The sequence below is a fragment of the Bizionia paragorgiae genome, from assembly GCF_900107625.1.
GTDB classification, from domain to species: domain Bacteria; phylum Bacteroidota; class Bacteroidia; order Flavobacteriales; family Flavobacteriaceae; genus Bizionia; species Bizionia paragorgiae.
This window is the reverse complement of the sequence record NZ_FNQK01000003.1, coordinates 91,531-107,477: the sequence shown is the minus strand read 5'-3', so window position 1 is coordinate 107,477 and position 15,947 is coordinate 91,531. Positions and strand designations below refer to the sequence as shown.

Sequence of the window (15,947 nt, the reverse complement as noted above, 5' to 3'; positions counted from 1 at the left end):
CGTTAATTGGTTAAGTAGTTTAATTCTAAAACTGTATTATTATAATTATTTAGGTTTTGTAAATAGTTGATTTCGATATTTTTTGCACTCTCTAAAAGCTGCACATATTGTAAAAAATCTATCTCGCCATTTTGAAACGCTTTTGAAGCTGTTGTTGTTAATTGCTTAGAAAGATCTCTTCCTGTACTTTGATAATAATCAACTGTTTCTTGAAACTTTTTTAAATCAGAAAGCAAGGCGTCGTATTTTGATTGTAATTGAATTTTATAGTTTTCAAATTCATTAGCAATAATCAATGTTTCTGTCTTAGCTGCATTGATTTTTGATTTATGTGCTCCAAACCATAATGGTACTGCAATACCTACTTGAAATCCATTATAATTTCTTGCAGCTACACCATTGTTTGTGCCTTGAAATACTGATAATTGTAAATCAGGTAAAAGCTTTTGTCGCTCTAATGAAAGAGAAGATTTAGCTAAGTTTTCTGCTGAATTATAATACATTAGTCCAGGATGATCTGTTAGACTGAATTCTTTTAATTCCAGTCTTGGTAACACATCTTCTGAAACCGTAATTGTTGAATCGGTCTGTACCCATTGATTTAACATTGTGTAGGCTTTAGAAACGTCTTCGCGTGCTTGAGAAAGTGCGATAGCGATTTCTTTTTGCTTGGTTTCAGCCGTTAGTTTTTCTAATAAATTAGTTTCCCCTACATCGTATCTCTTTTTAGCAGCTCTTGCAAATTGACCATATAAGCTATCTAAATAGACATATTGCCTCACAAGATTATTGCTATAGACTACATTATAATAGGCTGAATTAACCTCTTTAGTCAATATTCTTTCATTTAGACGATACTGCTGCGTTATTAATGCTACTTTTTGTTTTTCTACTTTGCGCTGTGCGCCATATACTGTTGGGAATTGAAGTGATTGACTAATGCCTAACACCTTTAATGGCAAACCATTTTCGGCAATGTTATTTTGGTCATAGCTATAGTAAACTTGTGTTTTGTCCAAATTAAAAGCACTTCCTACCAACTGTTCTGATTGATTAATCTTTTTCGCGTAAGCTTGCAATCCATTATTATTTTCAATAGCCATTTTTACAGTCTGCTCAACATTTACTGGGTTTTGTTGTGCCTTACCAAAGAATGGTAAAAACAATAAAAGCATAATGCTTAGAGCCTTAAAATTCACTTTTGTTTTTATTTTAGGATGATGTCCTTTTCTGTCGAACATTGCATATAAAATAGGCAGTACAACTAAAGTTAAAACGGTTGCAGTTATTAATCCACCTACAACTACTGTTGCTAATGGTCTTTGTACTTCGGCGCCAGCGGAAGTTGATATTGCCATAGGTAAAAATCCTAAAGCTGCTGCTGCTGCAGTTAATAATACTGGACGCAATCTGTTTTTTGTTCCCATTAAAATTCGCTTATTAATATTGCTGACACCGTGTGCTTTTAGTTCTTTAAACTCTTCAATCAACACAATACCATTTAATACTGCAATACCGAAAAGTGCAATAAACCCAACGCCTGCCGAAATGCTGAAAGGAAGGTCTCTGATATACAGAAGCATAACGCCACCTATTGCAGATAATGGAATGGCGCTATAAATCATTAACGCCTCTTTTACAGAATCGAAAGCGAAGTATAACAGCACAAAAATTAATATTAGCGCAATGGGTACCGCTACTTTTAACCGTGCTGATGCAGTTCTTAAATTTTCAAATTGACCTCCATAGCTTATAGAATAACCAGTTGGAATCTTAACATCTCTTTCAATGATTACTTGCACATCTTTTACAACAGATTCTAAATCTCGGTTTCTAACATTGACACCTACTACGATACGACGCTTGGTGTTATCACGTGAAATTTTAGCTGGTCCTTTGGTGTAGCTTATGTTCGCAAATTCGCTAAGCGGTAATTTAGTACCATTAGTTAATGTAACCGATGCGGTTTCTAAGTTTTCAATATCTTTTCTGTGAGCAGCATCAAAACGCAATACTAAATCAAATTGTTTTTCGCCTTCAAAAACAGTTCCTGCAGGCATTCCTGCAAATCCCATTGTTACCACTTTATTTAAGTCTTCAATGTTTAATCCATATTTAGCTATTTTCTGGCGGTCATATTTTACAGACATTTGTGGTAAACCAGCTGTTTTCTCTACAGAAATATCAGCTGCTCCTTCCACATTTTGAATAGCCTTTTCTATTTCTAATGCTTTTCTATAAAGCACATCTAAATCTTCTCCAAAAACCTTGATAGCTAAATCTGCTCTTACTCCTGTAATCAATTCATTAAATCGCATTTCAATAGGTTGTGTAAATTCAAAATCTACACCAGCAATTTCATTGGATAATGCTTCTTTAAATTTATCTGCTAATTCGTCTTTAGACTCAGCAGAAGTCCATTCACCTTTAGGTTTCAATTTTATGATAACATCACTTTCTTCCATAGACATTGGATCTGTTGGCACTTCGGCAGCTCCAATTCTACTTACCACTTGTTCTACTTCAGGGAACTGTTTTAGTATTTTTTCTATTTTGGTAGTGGCTTCAATCGTTTTACTTAATGACATTCCTGTTTTTAGAACGGGTTGAATCACAAAGTCACCTTCATCTAAAGTAGGTACAAACTCGCCACCCATTCTTGTAAATAGAAATCCTGTAAAGACTAACAATCCTACAGCCATACTTAATACCAATGTCTTTTTACGCAATGCCCAAGTAATGGTAGGTCGGTATTTGTTTTCTAAAAATGTAATAAGTCTTGATGATATGGTTTTCTTTTCTGTATTAGAAGGTTTAATAAACAATGAAGCCATTACTGGAATGTAGGTAAAGCATAACAGCATTGCACCTATAAGCGCAAAACAAAACACCAATGCCATAGGGCGGAACATTTTTCCTTCCACACCTACTAAAGATAGAATAGGTATAAATACAATGATGATGATTAATTGCCCGAATACTGCGGAATTCATCATTTTGGTTGCACCTTGATAGGTAATACTATCTATCAATCCTTGTCTTTCATTTTTAGGAAGTGCTAATAATTTTGCTCGCTGACTGGTAATTTTAAAGGCAATAAATTCTACAATAATTACCGCACCATCGATAATGATTCCGAAGTCAATTGCACCCAAACTCATTAAATTGGCATCTACACCAAAAATGTACATCAGCGACAGCGCAAATAGAAGACATAAAGGAATTACGGAAGCTACGACCAGACCAGAGCGCCAGTTTCCTAAAAGCAATACCACTACAAAAATGACAATCAAACAACCTAAAATCAGGTTTTCAGCAATAGTAAAAGTCGTTTTGCCAATAAGCTCGCTTCGCTCTAAAAATGGGTTAATTGAAATACCTGGTGGTAATGAGGCTTGTATTTCTGAAACACGTTGTTTTACGGCTTCAATAACCGCATTAGAATTGGCATCTTTAAGCATCATTACTTGCCCTAATACTTTTTCGCCTTCGCCATTACCTGTAATGGCACCAAAACGGTTGGCGTGACCAAAACCAACAGTCGCGATGTCCCTAACATACACAGGGATTTCGCCTTTGTTGATAACAACAATATCTTCAACATCTTCAATTGATGACACCAAACCTTCGCCTCTAATAAAATAACTTTCATTAATTTTCTCAATATATCCGCCACCAGCAACACTATTGTTTTTTTCGAGCGCAGTAAACACATCGAAAATAGAAACGTCCATTGCGCGCAGTCGTTCTGGGTTTACAGCAACTTCATAGGTTTTTAAATAACCTCCCCAAGTATTGACTTCTACCACTCCCGGAATACCTGAAAGTTGACGTTTTACGACCCAATCTTGAATAGTGCGTACATCGGATAATGAATATTGGTCTTTGTGGTTTGCATCGACATCGATAACGTATTGGTAGATTTCTCCCAGACCTGTAGAAACTGGTCCCATAAAAGGTTTGCCAAAACCTGCGGGAATTTTTTCTTCGGCACTCTTTATTTTTTCAGCAATAAGTTGACGTGGTAAATACGTTCCCATATCATCATCAAAAACAACCGTAACTACCGATAAACCAAACTTAGAAATAGAACGAATCTCTTTAACTCCTGGCAGGTTTGCCATTTCTAATTCTACGGGATAGGTTAAGAATTTCTCCACATCTTCAGTAGCCAAATTTCTAGACGTTGTAATAACCTGTACTTGGTTATTGGTTACATCGGGAACTGCTCCAATAGGAATATTTGAGAGGGAATACAAGCCGAATCCGACGATTCCTGCAGTAAATAATAGCACAATAAGTTTGTGATGAATACTGTACTGAATAATGCGTTCTAACATTTTTTTGGTGGTTTATTGAAATAATAACCAAATGTAGACGTACTATCTAAGTAGCACCTAAACCGTTTCTTAAGATTGGCTTAAGATTACTAATAAAGCTAAAAACAAAAGCCTTGAGAGTTCTCAAGGCCTTTGCAACAATTAACCAATAATCACCAACCAAAAGCTATAGGGGAATCTATCTTCCTTTTCTATAATAGATGTAATATTTTATAATATAAATGTAGTCTTGAAATATTAAGGTTGGCTTTTCTAAAACTTAAGATTGGCTTAAAAGATAATAGTAAACGTAGTTCCAGCACCAAATTCACTCTCAACAAATATTTCAGCATTTATTGCATCGGCAGCTTTTTTGGCTATGGAAAGCCCTAAGCCATTACCAGAAATATTTTTGTGATTGAGCGCATCTGATCTGAAGAAATTATTAAACAAGTTGTTTAAATCTTCTTTTTTAATGCCTATGCCTTCATCTTGAATTTTACAGATTATTTTAGAATCTGATTGTGTTATTGAAATATAAACCTTGGTCGCGTTTTTAGCATATTTCACTGCATTCCCAATAATATTTTCAAGGATTAGATTTGAAAAATATTGAGGTACCAAAGTTTCATTTTCAATATCATTTTTAAAACTGATAGAAAGCTTCTTTTCTGATATTTTGTTTTTATGTCTTGAAAGAATTTCGTCGATAATTGTTGCTAAAGGCATTGAAGAGTCGTCTGTTGTCTTTGAACTGGTGTCTAATCTTGCCAATAATAATAGCTGCTCTAGTGTAGCAGTCATACGGTCAATTTCTGTAAGACTAAATTTTATTTTGTCTTCATATTCTGCGCGTTCTCTTGGCTTACGAATTAATACTTCTAAAGTGCCTTTTAGGGTTGTTAAGGGTGTACGCAATTCGTGAGAGGCGTCCGATGTGAATTGACGTTCTCGTTCCATCGCATTCTCAATACGCTGCAACAGGTCATTGATGCCAGCAGACAAGTCAAACAATTCGTCTTTATTCTGAGGTAATGCTACACGCTTGTTTAAGTTGTTGCGTGTAATTCTGTTGGTTGTTTCTGTTACATTTTTGACTGGAATAATACTTCTGCCCGCTATGAACTTGGAAATAAAATAGAGACTCGCCAAAAGCAATAAATAGACAAGCAGTAAAATATTTCTGAGATTAAGCAGTACCATTTTTGAGGCTTCCAGCAACATTGCAGCGACAATAAAGCCTTTTATTTTACCATTTTCTTCAATAGGTAATTGGATTTGCCTGATGGGTTTGCTATTGAGAATTTCATTATAGCTTCCGCCAAAATTTGCTTTTTCATTGTAGTCAAGCTCGTTTTCTTTTAGGTTTGGGGATTTATCCATAAAAGTCCCATTCTTATCTAAAATCTGAATAAAAACAGGGTTTACCTGAACCTCTCTATGCTCGCGTTCTTCCCACTCTTTTTTGTTTTTTATTTTGATGCTGTCTCCGACGACTTTTATTTCTTCGGTATGTTTTTCTGCTTCAAAAGAGAGGTCATTGTCGATATTTTGATACACCACACCTTTGACTACAAAATAAACCGCTGTAAAGGCTACCGCCATTATAATTGCTGTGGCAATCATATAATGTAAGGCTAACCTATTTTTAAAGCTCAAATTCATAATTCCTTCGCAATGTAACCTACACCTCTAACTGTTTGAATATAATTTTCGTCCTTTCCCAATTTTAGCTTTTTACGAAGTGCGTTGATAAATACATCGATAACACCAGTATTGTAATCAAAGTGGATATCCCAGACGCTTTCAATAATTCGAGACCTTCTACATACCATTCCTTTGTTCCGTAATAAATGCTCAAGCAATGCAAATTCTTTTTGTGTCAAACTTATTTCTTCATCTTCTTTATGTACTTGGTAGGTCGACGTATTGAGCGTGATATTTCCTAGTTTAAAGACGGAATGTTCTCCAGATTTTGGGCGTAGTTGTACTTTAATGCGTTCTAGAAGTTCTTCAAAATGAAAAGGCTTTTTTATATAATCGTTAGCACCAGTTTGAAGCCCGAAAATGGTCTCGTCCAAGGTATCTTTTGCAGTTAAAAAAATAACGGGTGTTTCTTGAAATTCCTTTCGGAATTGGCGACAAACTTCAATACCACTTATGCCTGGCACCATCCAATCTAACAACAATAAATCGTATTCTCCTGAAAGTGCCATTTCAAGCCCTTTTTTGCCTTCTTCGGCAATATCCACAGCATAACTCTCTTCCTCCAAGCCTTGCTTGAGGAAATTAAATATACCTGGTTCATCTTCTACTATTAAAATTCTCATCGCGCAAAATTTACGATTTTTTATTAAGTCTATATTTACTTTTTCTTAAGATTTGCTTAAGATTAGTTATTGTAAATCCTTTCCACGCAATTTTGCTACACTCTTTAAAATATAGTTTTTGAGACTCTTATTTATTTGGATGTTTTCTACTAAGGTGTTGTTATCAATTTTGATTTAATACACACAAAAATTAATTCTTAGTCTTAGCGTTTGATTAGTAGATTCTTAAGACTTGCTTAAGATAATCAACAATCGATTAACAGTAAAAAACTTACACTAACTTTACAAAGCGGATACGTTTGTATTAACAATAATAAACACCATTTGAATGATTACGATATTAACTACAGGCGGAACTATTGAAGGACTAGATTACGTAGGCGATAAGACAATCAATAAAACAAATGTATCTATTGCAGATTTTCTTGAAAGCGCTAATGTAGATTTTGAATATACTATTGTGAGTGTATTTAAAAAGGATAGTCGAGCTATAAAAGACGATGACAGGGAAGAGATTGCACGTAAAATAGAAGAAACCAATGCAAGTAAAATATTGATAACACACGGTACTTTTACAATGGAAGATACCGCAAAATATTTAGGAAAGCTCAATCTTAATAAAACCATCGTTTTAGTTGGGTCTTTCATTTTAGGGTCATCTGCAGATACAGATGCACCGTTTAATTTAGGGTATGCAATTAGCTCACTACAGCTTCTAAAACCGGATGTTTATATTGCTATGAACGGACAAATTTTTCTTTGGAACAACGTTTCCAAGAATTTAGAAACCAACAAATTTGAGCGCAATGAGTAGTAATATAAATGTTTGGAACTTCAATACATTGGACAACGTTCTTCTATCTAATAATAGATACGGTCATCGTATTGTTTACACTTTACTTTTCAGGAAAGAAAACGCATAGTAGCTTTAAGCGTTTTCTAATTCTCGGTTTACTATTCGTCATCTATAATGTAACTGGCGGATTTCTTCCAACAGATAATTTTCCTGGGCCTTTTATACTTCAATACATCATAACGTATAGCGTGGCAATAACGCTATGTGTCTTCATCGTATATTATCTCTATAAGGAATATGATATTGTTGTTCTGAAGTATAATTCTTCCATTCGTAATCTTGCTATATTCACGAGCGTTAGTTATATCATTCTTTTTTTAATTCCGTATTTTATTACAGGCTCTTTAGACTCTGCCAGATTCCTATTTACCATACCAATATCCATAGCGGCCATTATATTTCTGTTCATTTTTTACAGAAGGATTTCTAATCCAAATGCTTTTATTTTAAGACGTAACAGGCTTTCTATAGTGAGTGTGGGAAGTATTGCGTTATTGCCAATTTGTACTGTAATAGGTGATTACCAATGGATAACCTTTACCGTGATGAACTTGGCTTTTTATGCCATTACTACAATTGAAGTAGATAGGTATTTATATTTCATAGAAAATAATAACCGAATGTACGAGGTGTTTGCGCTTAAGAAAAAACAGAAAGATGAAGCGATAGAGAGTAAAATCTTTTATGAAGATTTAACAAGACGAGAAATTGAGATAGCACTTTCCATTTTAAGTGATTTAAGCTACCGAAATATTGCTAAAGATTTATTCATTGCTGAAAGTACCGTATCAAAACACGCATCCAATATCTTCAAAAAGACAGGTGTAAAGAACAGACGTGAATTCTTGAAGCGATTTCGTAAGAAAAAGATGTAGTCGTAATCAACCTGAAAAGCATTGAATTTAGAGTGTTTCACAAAATGTCCGTAGAAAAATACGGTGTATTCCGTATTTAATTACGGAAAGTTTTCCTTGTATAATTACTACGTAAAGTTAACTTACAGACAGTTCCATAAATTCTACTAATGAGCTACAAATTTTATTATTTAGAGCTGTCATTACATAAATTTTGCAGGACAATGAAAACTAAAACGCAACCTTATCAACTAAATCCCATTCCTATGGTTTCCAAACAAAAATTGCCTGCTTATGAATTCTCAAATACTATCAAAAAATCTACTTCAGGACCTGGATGAAATAAAATTTCAATATGAAAATATTTTAGAACGGGCGTATCGTTCTATAAAACTGTGTCGCAAAGTTTTAAGTACTTACAAAAAAGAAATCCTCAATAATGAATTTAAAACTACCAAGGAAGAAATAGAATTCTTCAAAGAAATCAAACAGATTCCTCTCATCAAACTCATCTACTTTTCAGAAATCCATTCTTTTGAAATTCAATTTCCCAAAGGGGATAAACATTCTCAGTTAAAATCCATCAAAAAGAAAATCAACAAGGTAAATCGCTTTTTTCTCTACAATATGGATTTTGGATGTTACGTTAATTCTGGTGCGACACATTTTGACGAGGAATATTACACGAGAGATTCTATGGAAACATTTCACATCACTACCTCAAAATTCTACTTTCAAGACCCTGAATTTTGCACACCAAGAGATATGCTCTTGGGCAAATACAAAGCCTACGATTTTTTAGTGACTTATTTGGATGAAAAAAAGCATAAAGTTCGTAAAGGTCTAAACGGGAAACTCAACGGCTTTAAACCAATTGAAAAGATAGACTGGCCTTTTTCTAATACAGACTACGTGGAACTGGTTTACGCATTGTGTGCGAAAGGATTGGGCAAACAGGAAAATCAGGGTATAATGCAAGTTTCAAAAAAGTTACAACAGCTTTTTAATATTGAGCCAAAGGACATCTACAAAACCTATCACGATATCAAAAACAGGAAAAACAGTAGAACGCTTTTTCTCGACGAACTCTCTACATCACTACTCATTGAAATGGATAAAAGCGAGGAATAAACCTTCAATTTTTTTATTATGCCTTTCTATTTTGAACTGTTAAAAAAAGACCGTAGTACGGTTGACCTACGGTAATTGAATTCTGTATTTGTTTTTCATAAAATTTAGTTCAATTTGATGGTGTCGATTTACAAAAACACCTTCAAATCTTATCAAAACACACCAAATTTCAAAATGTTAAATTTTAACCGTAGTACGGTCGTACTGGGGAATAAAATCCAATAAACCTATTCAAATTTGTAGAACGAAAGTCAAATCAGGTCAGGGACTATCATTTAAAATCACAAACACAGATAGTCCCTTTCCATTAAAACCGTTCTATTATGCCGACAAGTATTATTACAACAGACGACCTTCGGGAATTCAAAATGGAATTACTCGATGACATTAAACAATTACTGACCAGAGAAGCCAGCGGGAAACTCAAAAAATACCTCAAATCTTCTGAGGTTATGGACTTGCTTCAGGTAAGTCCTGGCACATTGCAAAACCTTCGTATCAATGGCACCTTGCCATACACTAAAGTTGGTGGTATCATTTATTACGATACCGAGGAAATTCAAAAAGTTATGGATGCCAACCGTGTGCACCACGGTCTAAACTCTTAAGCGATGAACTATATAAAGCTACTTAATGCGGCTTTTGAGAAGTTCTATTTTGATGACCGCCTTAATCCAACGCATATCAGCCTGTATATGGCGCTGTTCCAAGAATGGAACAGTTGCCGCTTTATGGATGAATTCTACGTTAATCGCAGGGATTTGATGCGTTGTGCCAAAATAGGCTCTAAGTCCACATATCATAGATGTATAGTCGAGTTAGATTCTTGGCAATACCTCTCTTATTTCCCTTCCAACAATCCCTACAAAGGCAGCAAAATTAAGATGGCCATTATTGGGACAAGTGATGAACCGGTTGTGGGACAGTACCATCCCGAATTAGAACAGCTTGCGGAACAGTACCATCCCAGAGGTGTACCGCTTGAGGGACACCACCATCCCACAAATGGACAAGCTGTGGACTTGCACCGTCCCATAGGTGGACAAGCATTGGTATCTGAAACAAACAATAACAAACAAGAAAACTATATAAAACAGCCAAAGGGCTGGCAGGCCGTTTTTATTTTTTTTGAAGAAAAAGGTTTTGATGCTGATGAAGCAAAAAAATTCTATGAGCATTACCAAACCCGAAATTGGCAAACAAGCGATGGAAAAGATATTCGAGATTGGCGCGCCGTAGCCATCAACTGGATGGACAGAACTGAAATATTCGACGAGGAAAACAAACCAAACAAAAAACAACCGTCCCAAATCAAGGACAACTTGCGAACCACTAAAAACAAAGATTATGGACAACCCCTCTAAAATTACCGAAGGTGGCGTGGAATATTCGCTGGGAAAATTTGACGGTAAAAGCGTCCTCTACGACTTTCCCAAAATATTGATATACCTGAATGCCAAGGGAAAACTTTTATTTGGCGAAAAGTTCAGGATTTATGATGAGGATAAGGATATTTTGCTGAAGCTCTGTTCCTACTTCATCAAGGATAAAGACAACTGTAAAACCTATGGAATTGATATTGACAAAGGAATTTTGCTTTCTGGACCTGTTGGATGCGGAAAGACCAGCTTAATGAAATTACTGCGTCATTTGGTTCCTTTGCAACGTCCTTATGAAATGATTCCTTGCCGGAATGTAACTTTCAGTTTTAATCACTTGGGTTTTAAAACAGTTGAGGAATACGGTAACACAAAATTCTATTGTTTTGATGATTTGGGCGTGGAACCATCTGGCAGATTCTATGGAAAGGATTTGAATGTGATGGGCGAAGTGCTTTTATCTCGATACGAGCTCTACCTACAAACCAAACATAAAATCAAGACCCACGCCACCACAAATCTAAACGCTGAAGAACTAGAAGAGCGTTACGGTAATCGCGTTCGTAGCCGAATGCGTGAACTTTTTAATTTGATTGCTTTTGACACAAAGGCTGGCGATAAGCGGAAGTAAGATAAATTACTTGCTCAATTTTAAAATGCGAAATGCACCTTGAATTACCAATACAAAAACGATTGTTCCGATAATCAAATCAGGTTTACTCGAACTCAACCAATTTACCAAAAGTCCAGCGATTATTACTCCTAAATTGATAATCACATCATTTGAGGTGAAAATCATACTTGCTTTCATATGTGCCTCTTCTTTGCTCTTTGACTTTTGCAAAATGTAAAGACAAATTCCATTTGCGATAAGTGCAAAAATCGAAACGATAATCATTGTCGAAAAATCGGGAAGTTTCTCGTCTCCAAAAAATCTTCTTATAACTTCCACAAATCCGATAATAGCAAGTGTTATTTGAAAATATCCAGCAAGTTTTGCAATCCGCTTTTTCTTAATCAACGTTCCGCCAACCGCAAATAAGCTAATTCCGTAAACGAAACTGTCGGCAAGCATATCCAAACTATCGGCAACAAGTCCCATTGATTTTGAGATAATTCCTGTTGTCATTTCGATAATGAAAAAGACAAAATTTATGACAAGTACAGACCAAAGTAGCTTTTTCTGGTTTGCATTTTCTTTAAATTCTGTTTGGTCGGTTTGTTCCGTTGAGATTTTCTTTCCGCCTAAATTCAAATCGATAACTGACTTTTCGATTTGGTCAATTTCTCCGCTGTGAAAAACGGTCAATTTTCGGTTCGGAATATCAAAGTCCAAATTCGCAATACTTTGAATTTCGTCCAGTTTCATTCGGATTAGATTTTCCTCGGAAGGACAGTCCATCTTACTGATTTGAAATACCGTTTTGTTGATTTTAGTCGTCATCTTCGTTTCCAAAAGGTTTAATAATTACTCCTACGCTAAAAATAAATCCGTCTGTTGGTGCATAAATTTCGGGAAATACTGGATTGTCGTGTGGTGGTAAAACCAAAGGTGAAAACCTGCTTTGTCTTCTGTCCGTAAAGTTTTCAAAATTCGTAAAAATTGTTCCCCATTTAAAATTACGCATTGCCACAAAACCCATCGTAACAAAATCTGTGGTTTCTGTGCCATTAGACAAAAACTGTTTTCCTGTGTAAAAAGTTTCGTAACCTATTCGCCATTTTTCAGATTCGTACATCAACACACTTCCTGCGTTGTGTTTTGCGGTTAAAGGCTTTTGAGGATTTCCAGCCAAATAGTTCAATTTAGTGTCTATAAGAGCGTAATTTAAAAACCATCTAAAATCTTTATAAGTAAACTTTATGTTGGTTTCTAATCCTTTACTCAAAATTTCATCGGTTGCATTTTCAAATGCAAACAAACCGTTATTTGTACTATTTAATAGCAAACCGTTGTTAATTGCTGTTACATAAAAAAGCTGATTAATAGAAAAACCTACAGTTTCAAATAACCTCGTTTGGTAGTTGACATCAAAATTAACACCATAAGACCGTTCTGCTTTAAGTGCTGATTTATCTATGGCGAGAACATTTTCAAAGTTTATAAATTCTGCCTCTTCAGTAAAAATATCTGGTATTTTGTAACCTAATCCGCCACCAATTCTGCTTGAAAATCCGCTGTCGTTTTTATAAAGTAATGAAACTTTTGGAAGTGGAAAAAAGCCAAAATCAGTATTGTAATCTGCTCGCAATCCAGTTTCTAAAATCCAATTATCTGAAATATCGTAAATGTTGTTTACAAATGCTCCATAGGTAACATCTGTTTGGTCACGTTGTAATTGTGAATTATCATTTTCATCGAAATTTGATGTGTACAAATTTGCACCCAAAATCCAATCGGTTTTTTTAGATGCCTTTTGATAGTTAATTTCCGTAAATGTATTGGTTTGTTTACCGTCAAAACTGAAATCGGGAATCGACAATTTTCTATCGAAAAATGAGATGCTATTTTTGATGTTCAATGAACTCACGGAATCTATCTTTGTTTCATAAACCGCTTGACTGCTCAACCTTTTAGAAATATTTTCTTCTGTATATTGATGAATTCCATTTTCGCCACTTTCAATTTTTGTTATGTCGCCACCAATTCTGTCGTCATACGTTCCATTTAGTCCAATCCAAAACGTTGTTCTCTCGGATGGATAATAAAAAAACTTGGGGTTGAATGAAATAGAAGTAGTTTGTGGCAAATTACTAAAACCATCATCTTCTGGGTCGTACACTTTTTGGTAATGACCAGAACCGTATAGAGAAATCCCAACTTTTTCGTTCCGTTTACTGTAAAATACATTCGCTGTACTTCCCAAAGCTTGTGTTTGGGTTAACATAATATCCAATGCAGGTTCTTCGTCAGGTGTTTTTGAAACCATATTTATCAAACCTGCAATAGCTCCACCACCATATAGTGTTGATGAACTTCCTTTAATTATTTCAAATTGTTGCAAGTCTAAAGGTGGAATTTGTAAAATACTCAAACCGCTGGAAAATCCACCATACAAAGGAAATCCATCTCTCAAAAGTTGTGTGTATCGTCCATCGAGTCCTTGAATTCTAATGTTGGTGTTACCACTACTTAACGAGGTTTGTTGCATTTGTATTCCTGTACTTTCTCGAAGCACCATTGAAATATTGGTCGGATTCATTACTGCTTTTTCGCTTAATTCTTCCGCTCCAATAAATTCAATTCTCGTGGGAATTTTTCTAACCGTTCGTGTACTTCTTGAAGATTGAATAACGACTTCATCCAATTCATTTCCTCCCGATTCGAGTTTGAATGAAAAGACTTTTTTTGTACCAACTTCAATAGTTGTTTCTATGGTTTTGAAACCTACGTATGAAATTTTGATAATATGGTTTCCGTCTGGAATTTCTGTGAACGTTGCGATTCCGTCAAAATCGGTAATTGCTCCTTTTTCAAGCTCTTCGAAATAAACTGTTGCTCCAAGTAACGGTTCGTTGGTTTCTGAATCTGTAATGAAAATAGAAATATCGCTGTTCTGTGCGAAAGAAATAAATGATATAACGAAAAATAATGAAGTTAAAAATGCTTTTGCCATTTGCTAATTCTGTTTTTAAGAATAGTACAAATGTAAATTGCTTTTAGTGCAACTCGATTGCAAAGATTATTTGTTGCAATTATTGCATAAACCTTTTACGACCATATTTGCCTGTTGTAATTTGAAGTTTTCGGGAAGTTGAATTTTAGGAATGAGAACATCAAAAAGGCAGAATGTTTTATCACAGTTTGTACAATAAAAATGATAGTGCAAATCCTTTGGGTCGCAGTTACAGCCTTCGGCACAAACTGCATACTTTGTCATACCAGAACCATCTTCAATGCTGTGGATGACTTTGTTTTCCTCAAATGTTTTTAATGTTCTGAAAATGGAACTTCTGTCCGTGTATGCCAATGCGTTTTCAATATCTTTTAAAGATTGGGCTTTTTCTTGGTTCAAAAGGTGACGTAAAACCACAGTTCTAACTGCGGTATTTTTTACCTTTTTTATTTTTAGGATTTCTTCTTCGGTTTGCATTTTCCTAATGTATCATTTTTTTTGAGATTTCTTAAAAATGAAAAGCCTTTTTCATAATCCAACGAGCTTTTAGTGTTTCCAAAGCCCAGTAACTAATATTTTAATCTCTAATAAAGTTTTTAAGAGTATATTCTTTATACTCTTTATCACTTCCGTAAACATTTCTTTCATAATCTCATTTTTTAATTTATAATTTCTTTAAAATTGATAGCGCAATGGCGAGCACATTTTCTTTTCTCATTAAATACTGAGCTTCATCTACATTGCTTAAAAAACCCAATTCCATTAGTATCGCAGGACAATACTCTGTCGTTTCCCTCAGCACCTGAAAGTTTGCAAACTTCACACCTCTACTTTCATAGCCTATTGTTTTACAAAGGGCTCTTTCAATTTTATAGCCTGCAAATACCGATTCCTTCGAGAACCTTTCTTGTTTTCTCAAAGCATAAACCTCTATTCCTTTCGCATTTGGATTATCCGAATGATTGCAATGCAAGGACACAAATAAATTAGCTTTTAGAACTTTGGACAGCTTGGTTCTGTCAGATAAAGAAATGAGCGTATCACTATACCTGGTCAAATAAATATCGAGTGGTTTTTCCAAGTTGTTATTTAACCTCAAAATTTCATTTGCAATGGACAAAACCACATCCTTTTCTTGGATGCCGTTTATGCCAATTGCGCCAGCATCTTTTCCACCGTGTCCAACGTCAATTACAATTCGTTTTTGAGCAGTCATTTCCTGTCCAAAAATGATGCACATTTTTAGAAGCAAAATCACAAAACTGACGTTTTTAAGCACTTTTTTCATTTTCAATTTTCGGGTTATCAACAATTTCCATTCAAAATTCCATAGAATTTGATGCTAATTAATAGCAAACAAATTCAATTGATTTCAAATAATATTTTATTCACAAATATTTGATTTTCAGTTATTTATATTCAAATATATGTAAATTTCCAATAACGAAAATGAACTAAAAA

General features: G+C 34.8%; 13 protein-coding genes. 6 read left to right on the top strand and 7 right to left on the bottom strand.

Annotated features, from left to right (window positions below; genetic code table 11):
- Positions 1-2: 2 nt before the first annotated feature.
- The 3 genes from BLV64_RS02870 to BLV64_RS02860 all read right to left on the bottom strand — a co-directional run bounded on the left by BLV64_RS02870 (position 3) and on the right by BLV64_RS02860 (position 6,649).
- Positions 3-4,340, bottom strand: coding sequence for a CusA/CzcA family heavy metal efflux RND transporter (locus BLV64_RS02870; RefSeq protein WP_092132176.1), 4,338 nt, complete (start codon positions 4,338-4,340; stop codon positions 3-5).
- 270 nt (positions 4,341-4,610) lie between these two features.
- Positions 4,611-5,945 carry a sensor histidine kinase gene (locus BLV64_RS02865; protein ID WP_245705853.1) on the bottom strand — a complete coding sequence of 445 codons (1,335 nt, stop codon included), beginning with the start codon at positions 5,943-5,945 and terminating at the stop codon, positions 4,611-4,613.
- Positions 5,946-5,980: 35 nt separating this feature from the next.
- Positions 5,981-6,649 (bottom strand): response regulator transcription factor, encoded by a 669-nt coding sequence (locus tag BLV64_RS02860; RefSeq protein WP_092132171.1) that lies wholly within the window; start codon positions 6,647-6,649, stop codon positions 5,981-5,983.
- A 328-nt stretch (positions 6,650-6,977) separates the two neighbouring features.
- Here BLV64_RS02860 and BLV64_RS02855 point away from each other — a divergent pair, with 328 nt between their 5' ends.
- The 6 genes from BLV64_RS02855 (at position 6,978) to BLV64_RS02830 (ending at position 11,500) form a co-directional block, all read left to right on the top strand.
- On the top strand, positions 6,978-7,463 hold the full coding sequence (locus tag BLV64_RS02855; protein WP_092132168.1) for an asparaginase domain-containing protein: 486 nt from the start codon (positions 6,978-6,980) through the stop codon (positions 7,461-7,463).
- 8 nt (positions 7,464-7,471) lie between these two features.
- A complete protein-coding gene (locus BLV64_RS02850; RefSeq protein ID WP_092132165.1) occupies positions 7,472-8,380 on the top strand; it encodes a helix-turn-helix domain-containing protein in 909 nt (302 codons plus the stop codon).
- A gap of 273 nt (positions 8,381-8,653) precedes the next feature.
- Positions 8,654-9,490 carry an RteC domain-containing protein gene (locus BLV64_RS02845; protein WP_092132162.1) on the top strand — a complete coding sequence of 279 codons (837 nt, stop codon included), beginning with the start codon at positions 8,654-8,656 and terminating at the stop codon, positions 9,488-9,490.
- Between the two features lie 323 nt (positions 9,491-9,813).
- Complete coding sequence (locus BLV64_RS02840; protein WP_092132158.1) at positions 9,814-10,098, top strand: helix-turn-helix domain-containing protein; 285 nt, start codon at positions 9,814-9,816, stop codon at positions 10,096-10,098.
- Positions 10,099-10,101: 3 nt separating this feature from the next.
- The gene (locus tag BLV64_RS02835) at positions 10,102-10,854 is read left to right on the top strand and encodes a hypothetical protein (RefSeq protein WP_092132155.1); all 753 of its coding nucleotides are present in this window, start codon (positions 10,102-10,104) and stop codon (positions 10,852-10,854) included.
- Complete coding sequence (locus BLV64_RS02830) at positions 10,838-11,500, top strand: P-loop NTPase family protein (protein WP_092132152.1); 663 nt, start codon at positions 10,838-10,840, stop codon at positions 11,498-11,500. Before BLV64_RS02835 ends, BLV64_RS02830 begins: the two co-directional genes overlap by 17 nt.
- Positions 11,501-11,506: 6 nt before the next feature.
- On the opposite strand, the gene BLV64_RS02825 is transcribed toward BLV64_RS02830, so the two are convergent.
- The 4 genes from BLV64_RS02825 to BLV64_RS02810 all read right to left on the bottom strand — a co-directional run bounded on the left by BLV64_RS02825 (position 11,507) and on the right by BLV64_RS02810 (position 15,774).
- Positions 11,507-12,301, bottom strand: coding sequence for a cation efflux transmembrane domain-containing protein (locus tag BLV64_RS02825; protein WP_166643317.1), 795 nt, complete (start codon positions 12,299-12,301; stop codon positions 11,507-11,509).
- 1 nt (position 12,302) lies between these two features.
- Positions 12,303-14,486, bottom strand: coding sequence for a TonB-dependent receptor (locus tag BLV64_RS02820; RefSeq protein WP_092132149.1), 2,184 nt, complete (start codon positions 14,484-14,486; stop codon positions 12,303-12,305).
- Between the two features lie 66 nt (positions 14,487-14,552).
- The gene (locus BLV64_RS02815; RefSeq protein ID WP_092132146.1) at positions 14,553-14,963 is read right to left on the bottom strand and encodes a Fur family transcriptional regulator; all 411 of its coding nucleotides are present in this window, start codon (positions 14,961-14,963) and stop codon (positions 14,553-14,555) included.
- A gap of 187 nt (positions 14,964-15,150) precedes the next feature.
- A complete protein-coding gene (locus tag BLV64_RS02810; protein ID WP_092132143.1) occupies positions 15,151-15,774 on the bottom strand; it encodes an N-acetylmuramoyl-L-alanine amidase family protein in 624 nt (207 codons plus the stop codon).
- Positions 15,775-15,947: the final 173 nt, after the last annotated feature.

Coding starts and splice junctions, on each gene's coding strand:
- BLV64_RS02870 (WP_092132176.1), bottom strand. CDS start 4,340: ATGTTAGAACGCATTATTCAGTACAGTATTCATCACAAACTTATTGTG.
- BLV64_RS02865 (WP_245705853.1), bottom strand. CDS start 5,945: ATGATTGCCACAGCAATTATAATGGCGGTAGCCTTTACAGCGGTTTAT.
- BLV64_RS02860 (WP_092132171.1), bottom strand. CDS start 6,649: ATGAGAATTTTAATAGTAGAAGATGAACCAGGTATATTTAATTTCCTC.
- BLV64_RS02855 (WP_092132168.1), top strand. CDS start 6,978: ATGATTACGATATTAACTACAGGCGGAACTATTGAAGGACTAGATTAC.
- BLV64_RS02850 (WP_092132165.1), top strand. CDS start 7,472: ATGTTTGGAACTTCAATACATTGGACAACGTTCTTCTATCTAATAATA.
- BLV64_RS02845 (WP_092132162.1), top strand. CDS start 8,654: ATGAATTCTCAAATACTATCAAAAAATCTACTTCAGGACCTGGATGAA.
- BLV64_RS02840 (WP_092132158.1), top strand. CDS start 9,814: ATGCCGACAAGTATTATTACAACAGACGACCTTCGGGAATTCAAAATG.
- BLV64_RS02835 (WP_092132155.1), top strand. CDS start 10,102: ATGAACTATATAAAGCTACTTAATGCGGCTTTTGAGAAGTTCTATTTT.
- BLV64_RS02830 (WP_092132152.1), top strand. CDS start 10,838: ATGGACAACCCCTCTAAAATTACCGAAGGTGGCGTGGAATATTCGCTG.
- BLV64_RS02820 (WP_092132149.1), bottom strand. CDS start 14,486: ATGGCAAAAGCATTTTTAACTTCATTATTTTTCGTTATATCATTTATT.
- BLV64_RS02815 (WP_092132146.1), bottom strand. CDS start 14,963: ATGCAAACCGAAGAAGAAATCCTAAAAATAAAAAAGGTAAAAAATACC.
- BLV64_RS02810 (WP_092132143.1), bottom strand. CDS start 15,774: ATGAAAAAAGTGCTTAAAAACGTCAGTTTTGTGATTTTGCTTCTAAAA.